The sequence below is a fragment of the Flavobacterium mekongense genome (genome assembly GCF_047038255.1).
GTDB classification, from domain to species: Bacteria; Bacteroidota; Bacteroidia; order Flavobacteriales; family Flavobacteriaceae; genus Flavobacterium; species Flavobacterium mekongense.
Genome location: NZ_CP174374.1, coordinates 2,101,388 through 2,123,832 on the forward strand (window position 1 = coordinate 2,101,388; position 22,445 = coordinate 2,123,832).

Genomic DNA, 22,445 nt, shown 5'->3' on the forward strand with positions numbered 1-22,445 from the left:
ATGATAATAATGTTTAATTAGAGTGATTGTATTATTGTAAAAGAGGTTGGGTTATTTAATATACTTCGATGCCTAAAGAATTACTGTCTCAATTCTTTGATTAGAAAGTTGAACAAAGCTATCACTATAGGCCGATGCAGAAAATACCTGATTTAATGTATTTTTATTCATAATTGTAACTTATTAGATTCCACGTAATGTAATCTTGCTTATCTGTTTGGGATTCAATTGTTCGTATTTAGATGAAAGCGCTTTAGCACTTTGATACCATCTATATTTTAATTATTCCTTTGTATACATTACATTTTGTTCTTTTAATATGTGATTAAGTCTTATATTATTCTTCAGATTTTTTTACAATCTAAATTACCATACCCTAATGAGGCATTTTTTACATGCTATTATTTGTTTAATGGATAGGGGCTTTTAGCAGAATTATATTGATAGAAGGGCCAAACAATCCTATGGTCATAAAGAAAGCCCTTTTTGCTACCTGTAATCAGGTAAATTATGCGATTTTTGAGAAATAGTATTGTTTTTTGCTGGGGTGATAAGCACATGAGGTGTCTTAGAGATAACATTAAATTACATTTTATGAAAAGTACTGTTCTTAACAATCTTGTCATTCCAAAGAAAGTTCAAGTTTGTTATTCTAATACATCTGTTTTTCAGCATTGTCATTTAATGATGTAACAATTTTAAGCAAAATCAAAAACTTATGAGAAAGACAACTATTACAATTTTATTTTTATTATTGGTTCAATTGGCTCAAAGCCAATATTATCAGAAATCATTTGGGAAAGTATCAGGCACTGATAACACAGATCAACAAGAGTTTTATGATATTATAGATGCTAATGAATCTTTAATAGCTGCTGGTACCTTTAGAAATATTGATGCCTTTCCTGTAATTGCTTTTTACGGAACGGTATCTAAAATAAATAAAGATGGCAACGTGAATTGGTACAAGGGTTATCTGCCTTTGAATTTCATTCCATATGAGTCTTTTCTAATTAAATCAGTGGTATTAAATGCAGAAGGAGAAATTTTTGCTTTAGGTACTTTTTTAAGCATAAACTCTAACTCAGCATATTTATTGATAAAATTAGATTCTGACGGACATGTCTTGTTTTCTAAGAAAATAGCAGATGAGTTCCCCGGTTTTGATCCTAAATTGATATTAAACAGTACTCATCTGTTTGCTGTTTTGGGAGACAAAATAGTTAAGTTCGACTTGGAAGGTAATGCTATCAGAGCCGTTTCATCTCCATCCATTACCTACCGTGATGTCTTGTTTGACTCTGATGAGAATATCGTTGCTGTAGGTGACTATATTAATGAAGATCCTAATTCGTCTGTAAATACTGGTTTACCAGTTGTTCGGTTAACACAAAACCTAGATTTTGTTAATGGAACGGTAATACATTCAAATACCTTAGGAACATTATATGCTCATTGCGCCATTAGTTATAGTAATGACAATATTATTATAGGTGGTCCTTCATCTTATTTTTCGATAGATTCCAACAATACGCTAAAATGGGCAAGAATGATTCCCTCAAGTTTTGATGAAAATACATTTATAGTTAACGATTATGGATCATTTTGGGAGTTTAAGAAAGCTAATAACAATAAGCTCTATTTTATCACTGACGGTTTTTTTAGTAATGATGATACAGTTGTCGGGAACTCTATACAGCCACTAGAAGATTCAATATATTTTCAACATTATACCGGTATTGGAGAAATTGATCCGGTTGGAGGGGATATCATACATTCCAAAGATATCTTAAACGGGCATTTTGATGTTGTAGATCACTTAGAGTTATATGGTATTGTTATTGACGATAATATGGTGTATGGAGCAGGTAGAACTACAGATTATGATATCAGATATCATTTGAATTATATTCATTCTACCAGTTTGGACCAATTGAACTGCGGAGAATCAAACAGAGTAATAGTGGCCAATGATGTGGCTTCTGACATTGCTTTGATGTCTTTGGACGGTTCCTCTTTTAGTGACCAACAGTTGATTATCAATACTATTAACATGGTTGAGGTAGATATTCCAATAAATTATGATGATCAATCGTGTAATGAGTCATTGGGAATTGATGAGAGCCAGTTAATTTCTATTAAGCTTATTCCAAATCCGGCAGAGAATATTGTTACTATAGAAGGTATAGAAGGTATATATAAAATAGTAATAATTGATCAATTGGGAAGGGAGATAAAAACCTTAACACCGATAGCCAATAATGAATTTGATGTGTCGTTTTTAAGTATAGGGGTTTATTATGTGAGATTAATGGCCGAGAGTAATATTTATGTCGAAAAATTGATAAAAAAATAATCATTTTGGTTATGAACTCTTTTATCTACTTGAAATTTTGAAAAGTCACCAAGGTAGTATCTGGCTAACTGTGTGTAAGTATAAAAAAAAGGGGGTTTAACCCCCCTTTTTTTTATACTTACACACTTTTTGGGATAGTGCCGTCATAAAATAAATAGTTTCCAGTATGATTTAAATAAACTAATAGTTTTTCTACCTAAGATTAATTAATAAATTGGCTATTTTGATAAGTATGTATTAATAAACACTCTGAATTTTTGTTTAGTAATCACCAAGTAATTCAATTTTTATTCTTTAATAATTTTTTTTCGTATCAAATTATTGTTGATATCTGTTACTTCTAAAAAGTAAATTCCTGATTCTAAGATTGATAAATCTATTTCTATGGAGTTGGTCTCCAATATTTTTTGTGATGATAGATTGTAAATTGCTATTGATTTTATGCTAATATCTGTAATAACTTTGATTATACTTTGAGTTGGATTTGGGAATATTTCTATATTATTTTGAACATTATTAGGAGTGTTTAAAATTGAGAAAGGGACAAAATCGGCTGTATCAATTTGTTCCGGGTCATTCAAAGACATGTTTAACTTTAATAAATAGCCCCTCATATTGGGCGCATACCAAGTATATGAATGTTGCTCATGATTAAAAGCTACACCTTCCACACTGATTCTGGTACCTTGTTCATGACGATGGATTCTTAAAGCGTTGTATATAGTTTGATTGTTGGGTAAGATTAGTGTGCCATAACTATCGGCTGATACTGTAATAGATCCATTTATTTCCACATTACTGCCTAGAGAATTGTCATAGAAAATTCTATGAAACATATCCTGAAAATTATCGAGATAGGTAAAAGGAAATTGTAACTCTGTTATGGTGTTTGTGAATCGGTCATTCCAAATTTCGGATGCAGGATTATTTGCCCATTGACCAATGAGTTCTATTTTTTCTTCAGTTATATTGTAATAGCTATAGCTGTGGTTTGAGGAACTAAAGGGGTCGGTATATAGCAAAGAACATAAATTTGCAGCACTATAATCGGTTTCTGGTGTATTAGGAAAAAAAGGAGTGCCATTCGGTGCCTTAAATGATATGGTGTCAATAATGACACTTGGATGTTCAAAATTCATATTACTAAAGTCCCAAATAACATTGGGACCGGTTGGTATGTTTGAGAACTGTACTAATTCTATGTCAAATTTATGTTTTATTAAAACACTGTCACCAATATTAAAGTAATTGTTTCTTGTAATTATTGATTGAGACCAACTTAAAGTTGAAAATAGTAGGGCAATGATTATTTTTAAAGTATTCTTCATTTTTTTATTTTTAAATAGATTTATAATTTTAATTTTATGAGATGTTAATGATGTTGAGACAAGTTTACACGATTACTTCTTTTGTGTTTTTCCAAATGGAATTTGGTATAAGTTAATTGAGTAAGTTATTTTTCGGTGTCTTGATTCATTGTGAAGGTTTTAAGTTCGTTAATTTTAGATTTAGTCTTATTTTTACATCTTCTAAATTATTGCTTAACAATTTTTTTAGTATTTCATTACATGATTTTTCCAATTAGTTGCTATTATTGTTAAGTTAATCCTCCATCATTCAAACTATATAAGTTTTTCTAAATTTGTTTTAGAGTCAGAGTAGTAGAATGTCCTTGGAGTTTTGAGGATCAATTGAATAAACAGTTATCCAAATGTTTACTAATGTAACTGCAAAGCCCTTAATTGGTATAGTTGGATGATAGTTAAGGTCAAAAATTCGGCTTATATTTTTGAAACTTCAGATGTAACTTGTCTGAATAAAAAATACTTGAAAAAGCAAGTATAATTGTTATTAGTGTAATTTTTTTCATAGCATATTTTGATTAAAAATTAATTTAAAACAGCTATGAATTTATGCTATTGATTATAGTTTTAAAATACCTAATGTCAGGTAATTTTTGTGGGGTTTAAACAAAAGAGTATTGATTAGGATAATTCTTTTTTCAGCTTTGTTAAGTATATCCAGCAATTCTTTTTCAATTGGAAATGGTTTTAACGGGTGGACATTGGAGCCACCAAGATTTCCTGTCGGAACTTTACCAACAAAGTGAATGGTCGACTACCGTCTGCTTGATATAGCGAAATTCCGGGATAATTTTCTTTGATGTATCTCCAAACCAAACCGACCGGAGTGACTTCTGATTCCAATGTATTAGAAAAGCTCATATATCTATCTTGTATTAGATCATCCATACTAGTATAGGTGCAGACATTTGGATTAATTGTACAGTTTTGCAAATCTCTAATAAGATGCGTCTAAGTCATGAAAACGTAGTTTGGGCACAGGGCTTATTATGTTTAATAAAACTATTTAATTCTGAAAATCCATTAAAAAATGAAGAGTCAACTGGGAAACAGGTCGTTGACTTTGTTTTTGTAATACAATCTAGTCCCAATCGTTAGAGATGATTTTATTTTGTGATGTTTTGCTTGCAGGGTATAGCCACCAATTAAACTACTATACATATATTAATATATCACCGTTATTTGTAGCCAGCTCTGAGATTATTTGAGGCAAGTTGTTAACATAGGTGTAGCTATTTCCTAAGAATAAAACTTTTCTTGTTTGCTGCTAAAACAGGAATTATAGAAATATGAATAAACTAAGTATGATTTTTATTTTAATGCGTTTCGTAGCTTGTTTATTTATTATTTGAAGATGCACAAGAAAGTGAAAAGTTGCTCATTAAAATTCTTTTGGAATCTTAATAGAATTTAATAAAACATTGATTATTAAAAGTTTAATTTTTTTATCATTTTAATATACCTGATGTTAGGTATGAAATAAGTTTCGTTTTGTTTAGTATATGAAAAACAATCGTCTGTTTTGTTTACTATCAGCTGTTAGATTTTGTTTTCCAGTCACTATATGTCATTTCAAATTTGATTTCGTTTGTTTCGTGTGCTCCAACTTCTTTCCAGCCTGCTTTTCTGTAAAACTGTTCTGCTCTTGTATTGAATTCTGTACCTAACCAAACTTTTTCCTTTGTCTGCGTGAAATACCAGTCCAACATTGTATTGTGTAACTGTTGTCCAATACCTTTTTTCTCAAATCTTGGATCTAAAAATAAAGCCCAAATGTTATTTTCTTTTAGGTCGGCAATTGCAAAGCCCACGATTTGTCCATCTATTTCGCTAACCCATCCTTTTCCTCTTTTGGTAATAAATTCTTCACAATCTTCGTCTGTTACCAAGTTAGGATTTGACAGAGTATTTTCCGTCACAGAGTTTCTTATAATTTGAATTTGTTTTATGTCGTCTATTTTAGCTTCTCTAATAATCATAATTTAGTTTATTTTATTTCTTTCATTTTGCTCCAAACTGTCAATCGTTTCTTGTTTTGGTTGTATCGCTTTAGCCTGACCGCTAACTAATAGTTAAAACTATTGTTGTTGCATTTTTTAATATTTACATGATTTTTAACTTACTTTTTATTTATTACTCTTTTATGAATTTTGAATAAATAGTTCTATCGTTTTTATCCCTAAACTTGATGATATACATTCCTTTAGCAAGGCTTGAAACATCAATTGAATATGGAGAAAGTTGATTAATGGTTACTTTTTTGCCTAGCATATTGTAAACAGCGGCTTCTGTTAAGGTTTGTTGCGTTTGGATGTTTAGGATGTTTTGAGCTGGATTTGGAAAAATAATTAAATCATTGGGAAATTCAATATTCCCCAATGAACAATCAATAAACTCAAATGAAAGAGGCTCCATCACCGCATCAGAGAAAAATCCCATATTTGGGCAAGAAGGATGGTCTATTCTTACTTTATAAGTTCCAGTTTCGTTGACAATCAATGTGTCATTGTTAGCAAAAGGAATTGCAATATCATCTTTATACCATTGTGAAATATAATTAGCGTCAAAATATATTTCTAAAGAAAGTGTTTCATCATTGCAAACTTGATTATCATTTATGATATTCCCATTGACGTTCAAACTAAAAAATGAGATGCCAAATTCTGACCACTGATGTCTTTTTACTTGGGAAGTCTTAGATAACTCTGAGCAACCATTTATTGTTGTTTCTACGCTAGGGGAATTTATATTAAAAATGCCCATCGATGAAAGTGACACTTCTAAGCTTTGATTGGTAGCTCCTGGTATAGGTATCCCGTTGTCATACCATTGGTAGGAATCTGCTGGTTCCGTCCAAATGGTATCAGAACTGTCAAGACAAAGTGTAAGGATTTCAGGAGATATAGTAGGTGTATGTAAGCAAAAACTAACCACAACGGAATGCGTCGATTGATGCTCACCCTGTAAATCACAATTTGATGTAGTGAGTGTAATAGTATATGTTCCGTTGTTTGTATAACTATGAGTAGGATTCAAAACGGTTGAACTTGTTGTTCCGTCCCCGAAGTCCCACAAATAAGTATCTACATTTTGCATTGTATTATTGAATATAACTTCATTTGTACCACTTCCAATAGTATATGTGAAATCAGCAATCGGCATATGTTTATAATCCCAAGTACTTAGGTTGTCATAAACATTTATTTTTGCAGCATTTCTAATAATTGCTGCCTCAACAGGGTTCAAATTATAATTAAAAGTTATTAAAGTTGGATCTTTTTTAAATATAGTTGCATAAAAACTACAAGCTGCTGCATAAGATCCTGCTGCAGAAGGATGGCTTTCATCTATTTGATATAATTCAATGTTGGGATAGTTTTGACGAAGGTATTTCCAAACAACAGAGACTGGAGAGACTTCGGTTCTCAGATAAGAAGCTAGCCCCAAATAGGCATTTTTTAGTGCTGTATCCATTCCTTCATAACTACACATTACAGGAATATTTACACAGTTTAAGGGATCTCCGTTTTTTCGACCCCATGTCATGTAGAGCATTGGAGTAGCACATGGATTAAATTGTTTGACCAAGTTCTTCAAATTTTCGGCTCCATGAAAAAAATTACTCTCATCAATTATTGGTTGTTGACTTTGTTCTTGGAAGACAACGTAATCCCAGTCATCTGCCATAATTTTACTTTGTGTAACGGTGTTTGTACTGTGTTGCAATAATGTGTTTCCTCCAGGTGTATTACTGTCAAAAATTAATGTATCGCCAGTTGAAGCTGCTACATTTGCAATAATCTGAGGTAAATTGTTAACCGCTGTATAACTATTTCCAATGAACAATACTTTTCTTGTTTCTTGCGAAAACAGGACATATGGAAATATGAGTAAACTAAGGATAATTTTTATTTTACTGTTTTTCATAGCTTTTTATTTATTATTTGAGAGATGCACCAGAAAGTGAAAGGTTGCTCACTAAAATACTTTTGGAATCTTAATAAAATTTTATAAAAAATTGATTATTAGAAGTTTATCTTTTTTTAATCATTTTAATATACCTGATGTCAGGTATGAAATAAGTTTCGTTTTGTTTACTATCAGCTGTTAGATTTTGCTTTCCAGTCACTATATATCATTTCAAATTTGATTTCATCGTCACCATTTGTTCCTACTTCAACCCAACCAGCGTTTCTATAGAACTGTTCAGCCCTGGTATTAAATTCGGTTCCTAGCCAAATGTTTTCATTGGTTTGTTTAAAATACCAATCTATCATTACATCGTGAAGTTTTTTTCCTATACCTTTACCTTCAAATTCAGGATGTACAAAGAGAGCCCAAACATTACGTTGTTGTAATCCGACAATTGAAAAACCAACAATTGTATTTTCTATTTCGCAAACCCAGCCTTTCCCATATTTTGTTAAATAATCTACATTGTCTTGTTTTGGTACTAATGCCGGATTATTTAAAACATTTTCTTTAACTGCCATTCTGACAATCATGTAGTTATCGATGTCGTTTATTGTAGCTTCTCTTATTTTCATGATTCTTATGTTTTTTAAATTTGAATTATGTTAGATTAATTTTTAGTCCCAAATTAATTGTATTGATTGATTTTAGGAGAATAAGTGTCCTTTTTTTGGGGTTTGAAAAAGTTGATTTTTTCTAATTTTTAGTAAACTTTGTTATTAAATACTCATTATTGTGATTGATAACCTTTATAAGGTAAATTCCGCTTTTTAAATTGGATATATCTATTGAATTATTTTTTACTTCACTTTCTGTGATTTTTTTTCCTGCAACATCAAATAAACTTGCTTTTTGAATTGGAATTACTGATTCAAAGTTTAGGATAAATGTTCCCGGATTAGGAAAAACAACCAACTTATTGTTAGGAGTTAAGGTCACAGTATTTAATAGGTTATTTATATCAATCAGTGTAATGTAGTATTGAACTTCTTCAAATACAATTAGTGGGTCTGTACTGGGAAGTACTCCCAATATAACTAATTTTGAATCGTTTATGAACTCGTAACCTGAAAATGTTTCACTTGAGTTTTTTGGTTCAATATTTAGGTCGATTGCGCCATTGATATTCAAACTAGAATCGAGGTTTACAATGTAAAGATTACCATTTTCAGTACTATTTTTAAAACTTGTATACAAGAGTACAATTGTACCATCATTTCGGATGATTATTGATGAACTTTTTTCTGATTCTAAGTTATCGTATTGAACGGGGAATTCTACTTGGTTAATCTGATTGAGGTTTTGATCGAGTTCGACAACTACAATTTTTTGGTTAGGGTAGCAGGAGCGGTAACTGATGTAACAATGATTATTAAATGTATTAAATTTTAAGTCGTCAATTTTTTGGGTGCAATTATTAATTGGAATTAATGTATTTGTTGTGATTATTTCGCCAAGGTCTTTTTCAATTTTATGTAATTTTATTACATCGAAACTATTACCGGAATTCCATGTTCGTTCTAATCTGGCATTGTAAATTATTTCATTGGGACTAATTGTTGTTAGGTAGTTTAGTTGAACAACATTTGTATTATTTAAGAAACTTCGATTCCAAACTAACTGCCCTGAAATTGAAGAAATACAACGAATAAGGTGATTGTTTCCGGAGACATAGGTTATGATCAAATTCTCATTTTGTAGTTGAGAATAGTTTTCGTGGTTGATATTGGCAATTGTGGAAAGGTGTTTTAGTACTAATTGATTTGATTGGTTTAAGTAGTATAACCGTTGTTCATTGTTGAACAATACGGAGAAGTGCATTGTATTTCCAACTAAAAAGAATGAACTAAAATATTTATAGCCACTTATCGAAAAGTCTAGTGTAGTTTGTAGTGTGCTATCGAATATATTGTTGAATTGAAATAGCTTGTAGGTGGAATATAGTCCGTCCGGTGTGTTATCGAAAACCAAAGCAAAGTTATTTTCAGAAGTAGTAATTATTTGGCTAAAATATCCACATTCATTATTAGTATTGAGCGTACTGATGATATTCCCTTCGTTATCTATCTTGTATAACTTCAAAATGTCAAATTCTACGACAGCTACTATTATGTTACCATCACTATCTTTAACAAAGTTCTGTGATAAACCACCCAAAGAGTTGAGAGAATGGATATCAAAAAAGTTTGACCACATAATGCTCTGCGCATTTGAGGAGGTAATCACTAAAAAAAGAAATGAAACAATTTTTTTTATCATTGTATTAGGTTTTTATTAGTTTATGAGATGCTATACCTACTTCAGTAGTAATGCGTATTCCATAGATGCCGCTCGCAATTTCGGCTATGTTTACACTTGTATTTAAGCTATTATGTAAGGATATTTTTTTTACAACTCGACCATTCAAATCGATTATTTCAATTTGAGAGATGGGCAATTGATTGTTTGAGAAGTGTATAATTTCTTTTGTTGGATTTGGTGAAATTTGTAATTGTTCAAAAGTAAACTCACTATTTGTTAACGGATTGTTTGTAAAGCTGAATGTATCCAAAAAGGCGAAGGTTTGGTTACTGCCTTGAGCAGAATTATTTTGAAAACCAAAGTAATAGACTCCAGTTGTTGGTGCTATAAATGAAGTTGAATGGGTGGTATATTCATTAGAAGATGTCATTGAAAAATTATCAATAGTTATATTTTGCTGAGAGGGATTTTGAGTGAGGCCAATAGTAACTCGCAACGACATTGGAGAAGGTGTGCCAGAGAATGCAAAGAGGCGTGATTTAAATGAAATGTTTACTTGCTGACCAGCTGTTAAATTAATTGCCCTGGAATACCCCCAAGCGTTAGACGTTGTTGTCAGACTATTAAATGTGTATGCACTTCTCCCTGCTCCACCATCAGCATAGTTTGCCGGATTTGAAGTTGCACTAGACTCGAAAGTTTGGAATCCGGTGAAACCATCTGAAAATACATTGATAGGCCATTCATTTTCAAAAGTTAGATTGTATGGAAGATTCTTGGCCAGATATGTAAAGTATGGTCCTTTTTTTAAACTTTGTCCTGTATAATTTGGCGCTGTTCCACATAGAGATGAGATGAAATAGCTGATGTTTTCTCCGGGAGGTAAATTTGATATTGTTTTAACAGAAAAGGTACCGCTATCGGGTGTAAAGAGGATAGGTGTAAAATTTATAGTTTGTTCCGGTTCAAAATCGGCAGTCCATTCAACAACATAGTTATCGGGATTTCCAATGGCATGGTTCCAACGAAGAGTAGAGGAGCTTGAGGTTGATTCAAGTGGTGTACTGACAGCAAATTGGTTAATTGGTAAACAATTTGAGGGTTGGAATGTGTAAGTAAAATCAAAGCCTGAGTCATCCCATCTTGAATCCCACTGAACATAGTAAGTTGTGCCAGCCTCAACGGCTATTTCAATAAAACTCAAGCGGTTGGTAATAGACAATGAATCGAAGTCGTCGTTGGCTGCAAAACAAGAGAGTGCAGTGCATGTACCGGTTAGTATTGATAGTCTGGTATTTATCCCAAAGTTGCTTTGAAGATTAGAGCTTATCGTGACAACACCATTTGATGACGGTGTAAACTTGAACCATTTAGCACTGATGCCTGAGACAGCAGCAAAACAAACTTGCTGATAGGTGCCTGTGATTATTGGAGGACAGACATAAATACCATTTGTAGATAAAACACCTGCAGTTGCGCAAGAGTCTCCTTGTGAAAAGATTAAATTACACAAGAGGAGATTGAGAATGAGTATTGTTTTTTTCATGTTTTTTGCAATTTTTTTTGATTCTATTTTATTTCTTTTTTATTTTATTTTAATTAATTATATCATTTATTTTTTGGTTAGTTGTAGCCAATTACTATATTAATGCATCTTTATACAAATTGAAATACCTAAAAATGCGTAAAGTAATCTACCTGTTTTCAGGTATTGGTCTGATAGGATTGGATTTTTATTTCAATTGATTATTAGGTTACCAGAAGATTTTTTAAAACTATCACGTTTAAACTTAAATGGAATTGCAGCTCTTACAATGGTGGTTTTTGAAGATTTAACTCTATATGATTTAAATAAAGTGCATAGTAATTGAAGCGTACTACCAATTTACATCCTTTACTTCACTAATTAAGTCGGAATTTTGTAACCGTAGGCTATATTAAAAACTTCTTTCTTATTTTATTGGCAGGAATTTCACAATCAGTTTTTTTACCGAAGATAGAATACCTATATTTTGAAAATAGATCATAAAAGAAGTCTCTTAATTTTTTGGGTATGATTTGTAGTGGGATTAATATTCTTGGAAAACCAGTTAGTTGTTTACTAATCTCAATTATTGCGTCGGTTTTTTCATGTAGTGTTTTGTTATTTATAAGTATAATTGTTTGAGTTGATTTGCTTTGATATCCAAAATCTTTTAATAATTGTCGACCTATATCACTTTGCTGTGAAGCGAAATGAAAAATGTTATTTGTATCATATTTAATGATAAATAATACCGTTTTATTGCAAAAATTACACTCTCCATCGAATAGAACAACTGCTTTATAAGTTTTCATCTGTTATTGTATTTTTAAATAGTTCAATTTTTTGAGTTTATTTATTGTTGCTAAGCTATTTAGCATTACTAAATCAATTTTTATGAGATTATAAGCCTCAAGCTTTTTGATGCGATTATAGTGTAATTGAGGGTATGGGTAGTTTTGTTACCTCATGATATGAAACAAATCAAATTTATGTAAAAAGTAATCTCTATTTTGAGTTAATATTTACCTGAAAACAGGTGTTTTAAAATACCACTAAAAGGGTATTTTTTTTCTCTACATGATGGGCTACTTTAACATCGACTTAAAGAAGGGTTACCGTTTGTAGGTTAACCAAATAAATTTAAAAGAATATGGATAAAGAAATTTTGAATCAACTTCAGAAGATAGAGGACAGGTATAGGAGGATGAAGCAACTTTTTATAGTATTTGTTAGCTTGACAGTGGTTGTTGTTTTTGTTATGGGATTTGCTGAAAGAGAGCAGTTTACTTTAATAAGAACGAAAGGAATAATCATTGAGGATGAAAAAGGAAAAGACAGAATCTTGATAGGGGCTCCAATACCTTATTCAAAAGACAGAGTAAGGACTGATACTAGTTTAGTCAGAAAATATTTTGCGAGTGCAATTAATCCTGAGAATCCAGACCAATATATGGATTGGTATAAAAACTATAGACATAGTGCATTTGGGATGGTAATAATGAATGAAAACGGTTTGGATGTATTGCAGTTAGGAGACAAGCTTTCGGACCCCAACGTTGGGAGGCGTATTTTTTTACCTACAGGAGTTCTTTTAAATAATCAAAAGGGTTTGGAAGTGGGAGGTTTTGGTACTCATACCTTTGATGATGGCAGAAGTGGAGTTGCCCTAGGCTTGGATGATCCTGAAAATGGGAGGGAAGCTTTTCATGCTGTAGTTCTTTCGGATGGAACCCGTGCTTTAATTCTTAAGGATGCCAAAGGAAAACTTGTGTTAGGATTTGGGAATGCTAATAACGATATATTCAAGATTAAAGACAGTTTAAACTTTGTAGGCGTAAAATATTTTGACAAAAAAGATAATCTGATTTGGGAACAAAAAATCAATCAGACAACAAGCACAAAAAAGTAAAATATTTATATATTTTTTCAGGGTAAATTCTAATTAGTCTTCATTTTAGTCTAAGGTTGAGTCTCGAATTTAAATTTTTGGTTAAAACTCAAGCGATGATTTATTGCATTACAAAAGGTAATTATTTGTTTTTAAGATAGTGTGTATTATGATTATTTAATGTCCTAATAATCAATAACAGTTTTAGTGAATCATAATGAGTAAATGAATTGATTTTTATATCATGACCCACTATAGCTATTCATATTATTAATTATTTGTTAAAGCGGTTTCACATCTACTATCATCGTTTTAAGTTAATTTGTACCGAAGTTATATAGTTTTTTGACAAATATTTAAATTTGTTTCAACCCTCTTTAAATAAAAAATATTCATATGACAATAACAGTTTTAGATGACTACCAAAATGTTATTAAAAAATTAAAGTGTTTCTCTTTAATACAAAATCAAGAAGTACAAGTAATAAATTATACGGAAAAGAACATTGAAGTTTTAGCACAAAAGCTTATGAACACCGAGATTCTTGTACTGATAAGAGAGAGAACAGAAGTTAATGAAGCACTTCTTTCTTTACTTCCGAACCTTAAATTAATCAGTCAAACCGGAAAAATATCTAATCATTTAAACTTAGCCGATTGCACTAAATATAAAGTTGCAGTTGCAGAAGGGGTTGGTTCACCAATTGCACCTGCTGAATTGACTTGGGCCTTAATGATGAATACAGTTAGACAAATACCACAAGCAGTCGAAGGAATGAAAAACGGAGATTGGCAAATTAACATTGGTTCTACAATTTACGGAAAAACAATAGGTATTTGGGGTTATGGGAAAATAGGACAAAAAATTGCTCAATATGCCAAAGTCTTTGGAGCAAGAGTTTTAGTTTGGGGAAGTGAGTCTTCAAGGGAGAAAGCGGTTGCTGATGGTTTTGAAATGGCAGAATCAAAAGAAGTGTTTTTCGAAACATCTGATATCATTACATTGCACCTCAGACTAACTGATAATACACTTGAAATTGTTAAAGAAAGTGACTTACTATCAATGAAAGAAGATTCAGTTTTAATTAACACAGCAAGAGCAGAGCTTATCGAAAAAGGGAAATTATTGAAAAGCTTGAAGTTAGGTAGGCCTACATATGTTGGGATAGACGTTTATGAAATCGAACCTATTTATGACAGGAACTTTGAATTACTTAAATTACCAAATGTGATTTGTACTCCACATTTAGGTTATGTCGAACTAAATGGATATGAATTATATTTTGGAAAAGCATTTGAAAACGTAATAAATTTTATTAACGGTAATCCAACAAATATAGCTAACCCTGAGGTACTATAATAAAAAGCCAGTTATTAACTGGAGCTTGTTAAAATAATCAGGTTCAGTTAAAAGAACAATACTACCTCACATCTGTTATTGGAACTTAAATTAAGATTTGTATGATTTTTATCAAAAATTTATTAGAAGAGAATACTACATCCATGAAGATATACGCAGTTTAATTTTAAATTATCCGGAAAGATAATTTGTATAGTAAGAACTGAAATTGTTCTTTAGAGTCAACAAATAGATACAAACATAAAAAGATATAATGCAAAATTTAAACATACAAACGAAACGACTTAAAATTCGACATTTAGAATTATCAGATCTGTCTGATTTTTATTTATATCGATCAAACCCTGAAGTTACAAAGTACCAAGGATTTGATGTTATGACATTGGAGCAAGCTAAAATATTTATTGCAGAAAATTCAACAAAACATTTTGGTATAGAAGGGGAATGGGTACAATATGGAATTGAAAACATAGATACAAAACAACTTATCGGAGACTGCGCTATTAAGTTAGACTCTTATGATAAGCGAATTGCAGAAATAGGGATAACTATTTCACATCTTGAACAGAGAAAAGGTTTTGCCAAAGAAGTTTTACAAGGCATTTTGACTTTTTTATTTGAAACAAAAGAAATACACCGGGTAGTTGAAATTGTTGATGTTGAAAATATTGCTTCAATCAACTTGTTAAAAAGTATAGGTTTTAGACAAGAAGGTCATTTTATTGAAAATATTTTCTTTAAAGGAAAATGGGGAAGTGAATTTCAATATGCAATGTTAAAACGAGAATGGGAAAAAAATAAATAATATCTGAAAGAATAACGAACAGTATTGTGTTGCCAGTATAAATGTAATTAAGTATAAAATTGATTTGTGAATTTTCTTTGTTGCAAATATTTTTTTATTTGAGGGCTTATCTTTAAAATTTGATGTAGGGTTTGCTTGCAGTGATTGTTAATTGAAGACAAGTTATTATTTTCTAAACCACTTTCAACAATTAAACCGTTTGAGTAATTTATATTGATAAAATAGGAGTTTGTTTTTTATTTGGTTTTAGAAGTGTAATAGTACCAGGCTGCTTTTGCAATGTCAGCTATTATCTTTTCGTTTGTTTTCTGATTTTCTTCAGAGTTTGTAACAAATACACTTATAAAGAAATATTTTCCATTGGGTAAAAATACGATTCCAATATCATTGACTGCTTCTGTTATTCCTTTCTTGTTAGTTCCTGAGGAGCCTGTTTTGTGAGCTACTGCTGTTCCTTTTGGCAAACCACCTTTTAATCTGTTTTCGCCGGTATCAGTTTCTTTCATCACTTTCCAAATAAACTCGTGGCTCTTTTTTGAGAGCGCTTTGTTTTTATTTTCAAAAAAAGTTATTAGAGATTGGTTAGCTGCTTTGGGAGTTATCCAGTTTTGATACATCAAATCCCAGTTGGACTGCATTGTTTCCTCGTTTAACTTAACTGATATATCCTTAATATTATTTTTCTTTATATAGTTTTCTACTGCGATTGGGCCACCAAGTTGCCTAAGCAAAATATCGCATCCTACATTATCACTATAAGAAACGGAATATTCAATTAGTTTTGAGATCTTAAATTTTCCTCCATTTGGATTCTCTTCTCTTAGGGGGCTCCATAAATTGGGTAGTAAATCTTTTTTTTGGATTTCTATTTTTTGGTCCAGAGAAAACTTTCCTTCATCGATTTGGGATAACATTGTTAAAGCAATGTGATATTTGAAAACACTTTGTAAAGGAAATTGCTTATTGGAATTAATTGCCACTAATTCATTCCCGTCGTATCCAATAACTGAAACCCCCACTGTTGCTTTTTTATCGACAAGAATTTGTTCAATGTTATTTTGAAGAGATTTTGTCTGTTTAGTTGCTGTTTGACAACTTAACAATGTAAGTAAAATTACTACATAGAAAATTCGTTTCATTTTGATTTGGTTTAGCGGTAAATATTTTAAAGTATAGCAACATTATCTATTATCATAAATTAGCAGCAATAGACAAATTGTTTAAAAAGAAATGTTTAATTGCAAAAATTAAAAATCTTGATTGGATTTTGTTATTTCCTTGAGCGTTTCGAATGTAAGAGATGAAGAATTTAATAAAAGGTTGTTTTTTTTATCCAGTTCATTTAGTATTTTATCAAAGAAGTTATCTAAATTGTCGGCAAAAACGAACATGTTTTCTTCATCTCTGCCAAAGTTTATAACTTGTCCTTTTTTTCCTTTTTTGTCTGGATCAAGGTCTATACCAATGTAGTTACCTGCACTGTCTGAAAAAATGGGTAACCATTTGTAGTGAAAATATTTTTTTTGAATAGCATTTATAGGATTAGAAGTAAAAGGGATGTCGTTGTTGAAGTTAAAAGTTGAGCGATCAACTTTATAATTGCCAGAGGCATAAATAACCATTTTTAATTTATCCCACTTGTATGTTTTTTTCTCTAAATCTTTGAGTTGTTTTACAATTTCTAATATTTTATTGTGCTCATCAGAGTTGATGTTTAGTATTTTTCTTTCCAGATCTTTAGAAGTTTCGGATACGTAAAGGTAAGGACCTTCAGAACTGTTGGTACTGCAACTAAATACAATACTATACCAAGCTTTTTGAAGCCCGAAAAACTTGCTTTTAGGGGCCTTACTTATTAGTAAATCTACAACTTTTTTTATCATTTTTTCGGATTGTTCCGGATTTGAAATATCTTTTATTTTGGGATTTAATAAACTTTTACTAAATTCCAATTGCTTTATTATTTCATCGGCGGTACAAAAGGAAAAATCGAAGAAAATCCCTTTATCATTTTGCTTTTGTCCGTTAGCATATGTATAAAGTTCAATTATATCATCTGGCAATTTTTCTTTAAGTAAGTTTTCAATTTTATCGATTTGGCTTATTGATATTGTATTGTTTAAAGCATCAATAATATCAACTTTATTGTCCATTTGAAAAGCTAATATTTTTTGAAATTTAGTTGTGATATTCATTTTAGATGATTTTTATTTACAGTTCTTGACTTTCTATTTAATAGTTTTTGTTTATAAATTGTTGTGGAGATTCAATTAAAATTATTCAAATAAATTCAACTCTTTATTTTATATCCTCTAACATAATCTACAATGAAGTTTTTTGGGTAAACATTATCTTCTTTTTTGAATTTTTTGCTTGGGAGTTCGTAAATACCCAACATAAATTGCATAGGATAATTTGGTGATTGGTATATTTCTTTAATTTTTTGATTATCGATGTAAAAAATAATTTTATTGGGCAACCATTCTGCGGCGTAAATATGGAATTTTGTCACATCGAGGTTGAAAATATCTTCGTAAAATTCTTCTTTTAACAAAGGATCATTGAACTTGTGGATTCCATACCCTACAGTTGCCTGCATTTCTGAGACCGACGCACCTTTAATTTCAAATATACAGAGCTCTCCCGATTTTTCAGGTTGATTTTCGTAACCTATCATCCATAAAGAAACAACATTTGAAGCTGTGTTTAATGCTTTTGCTCTTATTTCGAAGTAGCCAAATTGAGGTAGGTATGTATGTCGATTGGTTTGTTCCTCTCTGACAATGCAATGTTTTGGGTTGAAAAATTTATGTTGGCCAATATTTGAGCCTAGTGGTCCAGCAAATATTCCGGTTTGAATTGAGGAACATTTCACATTCTCGTTAAACTCGGGACACCAGGGCTTTTGTTCTTTAGTAATTTGGAGTATCAACTTACTGTTCTTGATTGTTAGATTTGGTCTTGATTTATCTCTTGAACTCCATTGAGGTAAATAATATGGTATCCAGTTTTTTAAATTAATTGAATCCTTTTCAAAGTTATCATTAAATTCTAAGGTATAATTCTCCTTTTCAATTGCATTAGGAGGGAAGTCCTTTGTTGAGAATTTTGGATTCATATTTGTTTGAGAATAAAGATTATTGTGCACAACCAAAAAAACAACAATAAATTTAAGCAACAGAAAAAAAAATATATAAAAAATAATTTTTGTGAGTGTATGATTCTGAGAGTTGGATTTATTTATTATACTTTTTTGCATAACCTTTTAATCATTTTCGAAATTGTTAAAAATCCATCGTTAAATTTTAAGTCAATATTGAGTTGTATCAATCTTGATCTAAAAGATAATGATGGATTTCGACTTGTGGTCTTTGATTAAATTATTTTTTCACAATCTTCTTAGATATCGTTAGTCCATCAGTTGTGTGCATGTTTAATGTATATACCCCAGGAATAAGTTGATTAATATCTATTTTATTATTGATTAGTGTAGTGTTTAAACATTTTCTGCCTAATAAATCATACACTTCAATACTGTTTATTGTTATTTCATTATTAGTTCTTACTTCGATATAATCTGACGAAGGATTTGGATATAATGATACCGGAATGTTAAAATTAGCATCAGGATTGTTTAATTGATTTTCTGTGAATTTCATGATTTTTCCGGAAATGGTTTCTGTGGTAAAATCTGCTTCATTGTAGGAAAAATAAAGCTCATTGTTGTGCGCTTTAATATTACCACCTAAGTAGCTAACTTCATCATTGGGTTGATAAAACAGTTCAGGTTCAAGATTTAATTGATTTAAATTGACCCTGTAAATTTTATGGTCATTTGTAGAAACGAAAAGGTACTGACCTATTTTAGCTAATGAAACCGGTTCAAGAATCTCAACTATTATTTCAGGCTGTGAGCCTAAAGGTTGGGTTAAATCAATTTTCACTACTGCACTAAACATTTCATTACCAAAGGTTGTGGTGTAAAGAAAGTTTCCCTCTTTGATAAAGTCAAATTGATGTGGTAGCCAAGTAGTTACTAATTGCGGTTGAGCATTAAAATTATTTAACGGTACCTTGTTGATGTTCATTATGAATTGAGAGAAATATAAATTATTGTCATATACTTTTAAATTTTTGGGACCATTTCCCTCAAAGCCCACGATTAGAGATTCTGTTTGTAAATTAGTTTGATTTAAATTAATTCTAGAGATCCTTTCAGGAATTACTTCTGAAAAGTACAAGATGTCTTGATTTACAGTTAAGCCGAAAGGTGTGTAAACATTGTTGTTGATGACCTCGTACATTTGATTGTTGTTTGAGCTATTTACTTTACCAATTATATGCTGATTATTGGTTATTGTAAAATAGATGTCTTGGTTGTGAAAGTCAAAACTAGTTACACCTTGTGGGAGACCACTGGCAACCACAATAGGTTGGTTGTTTTGAGATAATAAGTAACTCGAATGTAGAAATATTACGACATAACTTATGAAGATTAACGGTGTTTTCATTTTTTTACGTCTTTATATTTTTTATAGTTTATGAACAAAGCCTAAAGAAAGTAAACTAGAAGCCGATATTCTTTGTTCGGCCGGAGTTGGTCCATATTCATAAGTTTTTGATTTGTTACAATCACTTTGGAATTCGTAAGATAAGGTAATGTTAGAATCGTCATTTATTTTAAATCGAACACCATATTGGAGGCTAACCCCAAAAATTAATCCTACATTTTTTTCGGTAATATCATAAGTTTTTGAGGAATACAAATAGCTCCCATGAAAACCTATGCCACTAATAATTGAAACATTATTCAGTATGTCTCGCGTATACATTAAATTTACTGGTACTCTTACATATTGATTTTTGATATCGGTGTATTCATCAAGAACTATATGATTACCTCTAAATTCTGAGGTCCCTAAACCGTATTCAAGTCTAAACCTCTCGCTGAGTCTACTTGAAAGCATTAAATCGAACTGATACATTGCACCATTTACTTTATGTAAATCATAAAGGGTGAGTTCAGAGAACCCCATTTTGTATTTAAATAACCATAGTGTTTTTCTAGCATTATCTTTTTCTTCTGTTTTATCTTTTTCCTGTGCATTGCAAAGCATTGTTATTAAGAAAATAGATGTGGTAAGCAATAATTTTTTCATGGCTAAAATGATATATTTAATTTATTAATTGATTTTATTGAATTACTATTTTGTTGGAATTGATTGGATTATTGTTTTGTTATGATTTGTTTTTCTAATTTTCGGGAATAAGGATTAAGTCATAATTCTTTCCTGTACTTATAAGATGTATTTTATTTTCTTCGACAGTTCCAATTTTATATACTTTATCTTCTTCTTGGTTCGTTTTTAGTATTATCTCATTGGTTTTATGAATTATTTCATACGTTCCGCTTTGAGTAGTATTAGGGTTAAAAACAATTTTAAAGTTGAAATCATTATAAAAATGGTATCTCATTTTTTCAATTGTCATTATAACAGCTTTTACTGAAATTTTTTGTTCATACTCTGACATTGATTTCATTTCTTCCATTTCAGCCATTCTTAACATGATGAGTGGTTTTAAGGCATCTACATCAATTTTCCATACTTTCGAGGTTAATAACTGATCAATTTTAACTTCTTGAGCAAACCCAGAGAATTGATAGAGGGCTAACATGAATAATAACACTTTTGTTTTTGTTTTCATAGATTAAATTTTAATTGAATGATTGTATAAAGTTTTGTTCTTCTTCCGTGAATGGGTATGATTTTATTTGCTTCCAATATTCCTCAGTGTATTTCGTCCCCGACTGAAATATTGACTTTTTATTATAAGTTTCTTGCGGTACAGTAACATTTTCTCTAAAATCTTGAATGAAAATGTCACAGGTTGCATTCAAGACATAATCTTTGGCCGTTTCATCTTTCATCTTAAAAGATATTTCTAAACCATCTTTATTGTAGACGAGTATATATTTGTCGTCTATGGTTCTAAATTTTGACCATTCTATCGTGTTGTTGATTCTCATTTCAAAGAGAATTACGTTAGCATATTTTGCGAATTCTTTATGGTATTTCGAGGATTGTAATTTGATTTCTGCAATAGTATTGTTTTTTGTGTCGATGATGGCATATCCTTCATAAAGCATTTCCTGGATCTCTTTTTTTGGTATGATTTTTATGTTTTGGAATTCTTTGTCATTATCATTTGACTGATCTTGTATTTGGAATTCATAGTTTTTTGAATTCGCTATTTTTTTAATCAAGTTGAAATCATATGCATTCTTCACAAATTTTCTAACATCAAAAACCGATAAACTTTTTTTTAGCTTTACAGTATCTTTTACAAAAGCTCGACTTTGATTGACTACTAATTTGGAGCTTCCATTTTTTTTGTTAACGTAAAAATCAATCATGGCATCTGAGATGTTTTCATATTGGTCATTGATTTTAGTAATTTCTCTCGAGTAGGAGTTGAGTAAGATGTTTTTATCTGCTTTTCGCGAAGAATTCTCGACAGCATTTTTTAGTATCGTTTTTGGAGAAGTATTGGTTATTTTTACTTCATCGAGTCTTACATTATTGACAACTAGTTTCGCTAGAGGTTTTTTAATTAAGTCTTCAATTTTAATTTTTTCAGTCTTGTAATTTATATGGGAGAAAATTACCTCAATGGTTTCATTCTGAACAGTTAATATAAACTCTCCTTTTTCGTTAGACATTATCCCAAACTTTTCTTCTCCATTTTTGTTTTTTTGGTAAATGGAAACAAATGCAATTTTTTCATTTGTTTCTATATCCAGAACGACACCTTTTATTTCTTTATTCTGAGCAAACAAAATATTACCGATCAAAGAGAAAATTATTAGAAATGTTTTATTCATTGTTTATTTAAATTAAATTCAGCCAAAAATAGATTTGTACTCCTTGTAAAAA

20 protein-coding genes are annotated in these 22,445 nt (G+C 30.7%); 4 read left to right on the forward strand and 16 right to left on the reverse strand.

Annotated features, from left to right (window positions below; all coding sequences use genetic code 11):
* Positions 1–718 precede the first annotated feature (718 nt).
* Positions 719–2,356, forward strand: a complete 1,638-nt coding sequence (locus tag ACJG85_RS09015; RefSeq protein WP_412476213.1) for a T9SS type A sorting domain-containing protein — start codon at positions 719–721, stop codon at positions 2,354–2,356.
* Positions 2,357–2,643: 287 nt separating this feature from the next.
* Here the strand turns inward: ACJG85_RS09015 and ACJG85_RS09020 are convergent, their stop codons facing one another.
* The 9 genes from ACJG85_RS09020 to ACJG85_RS09060 all read right to left on the reverse strand — a co-directional run bounded on the left by ACJG85_RS09020 (position 2,644) and on the right by ACJG85_RS09060 (position 12,270).
* Entirely contained in the window at positions 2,644–3,684 is a 1,041-nt protein-coding gene (locus ACJG85_RS09020) for a T9SS type A sorting domain-containing protein (RefSeq protein WP_412476214.1), read from the reverse strand.
* Between the two features lie 595 nt (positions 3,685–4,279).
* Complete coding sequence (locus ACJG85_RS09025) at positions 4,280–4,468, reverse strand: DUF3703 domain-containing protein (protein WP_412477190.1); 189 nt, start codon at positions 4,466–4,468, stop codon at positions 4,280–4,282.
* On the reverse strand, positions 4,408–4,581 hold the full coding sequence (locus tag ACJG85_RS09030; protein ID WP_412476215.1) for a hypothetical protein: 174 nt from the start codon (positions 4,579–4,581) through the stop codon (positions 4,408–4,410). The genes ACJG85_RS09025 and ACJG85_RS09030 overlap by 61 nt, the downstream gene beginning before the upstream one ends.
* Positions 4,582–5,252: 671 nt before the next feature.
* Positions 5,253–5,699, reverse strand: a complete 447-nt coding sequence (locus tag ACJG85_RS09035; protein WP_412476216.1) for a GNAT family N-acetyltransferase — start codon at positions 5,697–5,699, stop codon at positions 5,253–5,255.
* Positions 5,700–5,853: 154 nt separating this feature from the next.
* Positions 5,854–7,647: a T9SS type A sorting domain-containing protein gene (locus ACJG85_RS09040; RefSeq protein ID WP_412476217.1), complete on the reverse strand. Its 1,794-nt coding sequence runs from the start codon at positions 7,645–7,647 to the stop codon at positions 5,854–5,856.
* A 173-nt stretch (positions 7,648–7,820) separates the two neighbouring features.
* Positions 7,821–8,267 carry a GNAT family N-acetyltransferase gene (locus tag ACJG85_RS09045; RefSeq protein ID WP_412476218.1) on the reverse strand — a complete coding sequence of 149 codons (447 nt, stop codon included), beginning with the start codon at positions 8,265–8,267 and terminating at the stop codon, positions 7,821–7,823.
* A gap of 121 nt (positions 8,268–8,388) precedes the next feature.
* Entirely contained in the window at positions 8,389–9,951 is a 1,563-nt protein-coding gene (locus ACJG85_RS09050; protein ID WP_412476219.1) for a T9SS type A sorting domain-containing protein, read from the reverse strand.
* Between the two features lie 4 nt (positions 9,952–9,955).
* Entirely contained in the window at positions 9,956–11,479 is a 1,524-nt protein-coding gene (locus tag ACJG85_RS09055) for a T9SS type A sorting domain-containing protein (RefSeq protein WP_412476220.1), read from the reverse strand.
* A 386-nt stretch (positions 11,480–11,865) separates the two neighbouring features.
* A complete protein-coding gene (locus ACJG85_RS09060) occupies positions 11,866–12,270 on the reverse strand; it encodes a thiol-disulfide oxidoreductase DCC family protein (RefSeq protein WP_412476221.1) in 405 nt (134 codons plus the stop codon).
* Positions 12,271–12,608: 338 nt separating this feature from the next.
* Here ACJG85_RS09060 and ACJG85_RS09065 point away from each other — a divergent pair, with 338 nt between their 5' ends.
* The 3 genes from ACJG85_RS09065 to ACJG85_RS09075 all read left to right on the forward strand — a co-directional run bounded on the left by ACJG85_RS09065 (position 12,609) and on the right by ACJG85_RS09075 (position 15,510).
* Entirely contained in the window at positions 12,609–13,367 is a 759-nt protein-coding gene (locus tag ACJG85_RS09065) for a hypothetical protein (protein WP_412476222.1), read from the forward strand.
* 375 nt (positions 13,368–13,742) lie between these two features.
* Positions 13,743–14,705 carry a D-2-hydroxyacid dehydrogenase family protein gene (locus ACJG85_RS09070; protein ID WP_412476223.1) on the forward strand — a complete coding sequence of 321 codons (963 nt, stop codon included), beginning with the start codon at positions 13,743–13,745 and terminating at the stop codon, positions 14,703–14,705.
* 253 nt (positions 14,706–14,958) lie between these two features.
* Entirely contained in the window at positions 14,959–15,510 is a 552-nt protein-coding gene (locus ACJG85_RS09075) for a GNAT family N-acetyltransferase (RefSeq protein WP_412476224.1), read from the forward strand.
* A gap of 236 nt (positions 15,511–15,746) precedes the next feature.
* Here the strand turns inward: ACJG85_RS09075 and bla are convergent, their stop codons facing one another.
* The 7 genes from bla to ACJG85_RS09110 form a co-directional block, all read right to left on the reverse strand.
* Positions 15,747–16,655, reverse strand: coding sequence for a class A beta-lactamase, subclass A2 (gene bla / locus ACJG85_RS09080; RefSeq protein WP_412477191.1), 909 nt, complete (start codon positions 16,653–16,655; stop codon positions 15,747–15,749).
* A 102-nt stretch (positions 16,656–16,757) separates the two neighbouring features.
* Positions 16,758–17,705, reverse strand: a complete 948-nt coding sequence (locus ACJG85_RS09085) for an SMI1/KNR4 family protein (RefSeq protein ID WP_412476225.1) — start codon at positions 17,703–17,705, stop codon at positions 16,758–16,760.
* A gap of 95 nt (positions 17,706–17,800) precedes the next feature.
* Complete coding sequence (locus ACJG85_RS09090; RefSeq protein ID WP_412476226.1) at positions 17,801–18,628, reverse strand: glycoside hydrolase family 16 protein; 828 nt, start codon at positions 18,626–18,628, stop codon at positions 17,801–17,803.
* A gap of 262 nt (positions 18,629–18,890) precedes the next feature.
* Positions 18,891–20,021 (reverse strand): T9SS type A sorting domain-containing protein, encoded by a 1,131-nt coding sequence (locus ACJG85_RS09095; protein WP_412476227.1) that lies wholly within the window; start codon positions 20,019–20,021, stop codon positions 18,891–18,893.
* 21 nt (positions 20,022–20,042) lie between these two features.
* Positions 20,043–20,669 (reverse strand): hypothetical protein, encoded by a 627-nt coding sequence (locus ACJG85_RS09100; protein WP_412476228.1) that lies wholly within the window; start codon positions 20,667–20,669, stop codon positions 20,043–20,045.
* Between the two features lie 94 nt (positions 20,670–20,763).
* Positions 20,764–21,216, reverse strand: a complete 453-nt coding sequence (locus ACJG85_RS09105; protein WP_412476229.1) for a hypothetical protein — start codon at positions 21,214–21,216, stop codon at positions 20,764–20,766.
* Positions 21,217–21,226: 10 nt separating this feature from the next.
* Positions 21,227–22,393 (reverse strand): carboxypeptidase-like regulatory domain-containing protein, encoded by a 1,167-nt coding sequence (locus ACJG85_RS09110; protein WP_412476230.1) that lies wholly within the window; start codon positions 22,391–22,393, stop codon positions 21,227–21,229.
* Positions 22,394–22,445: the final 52 nt, after the last annotated feature.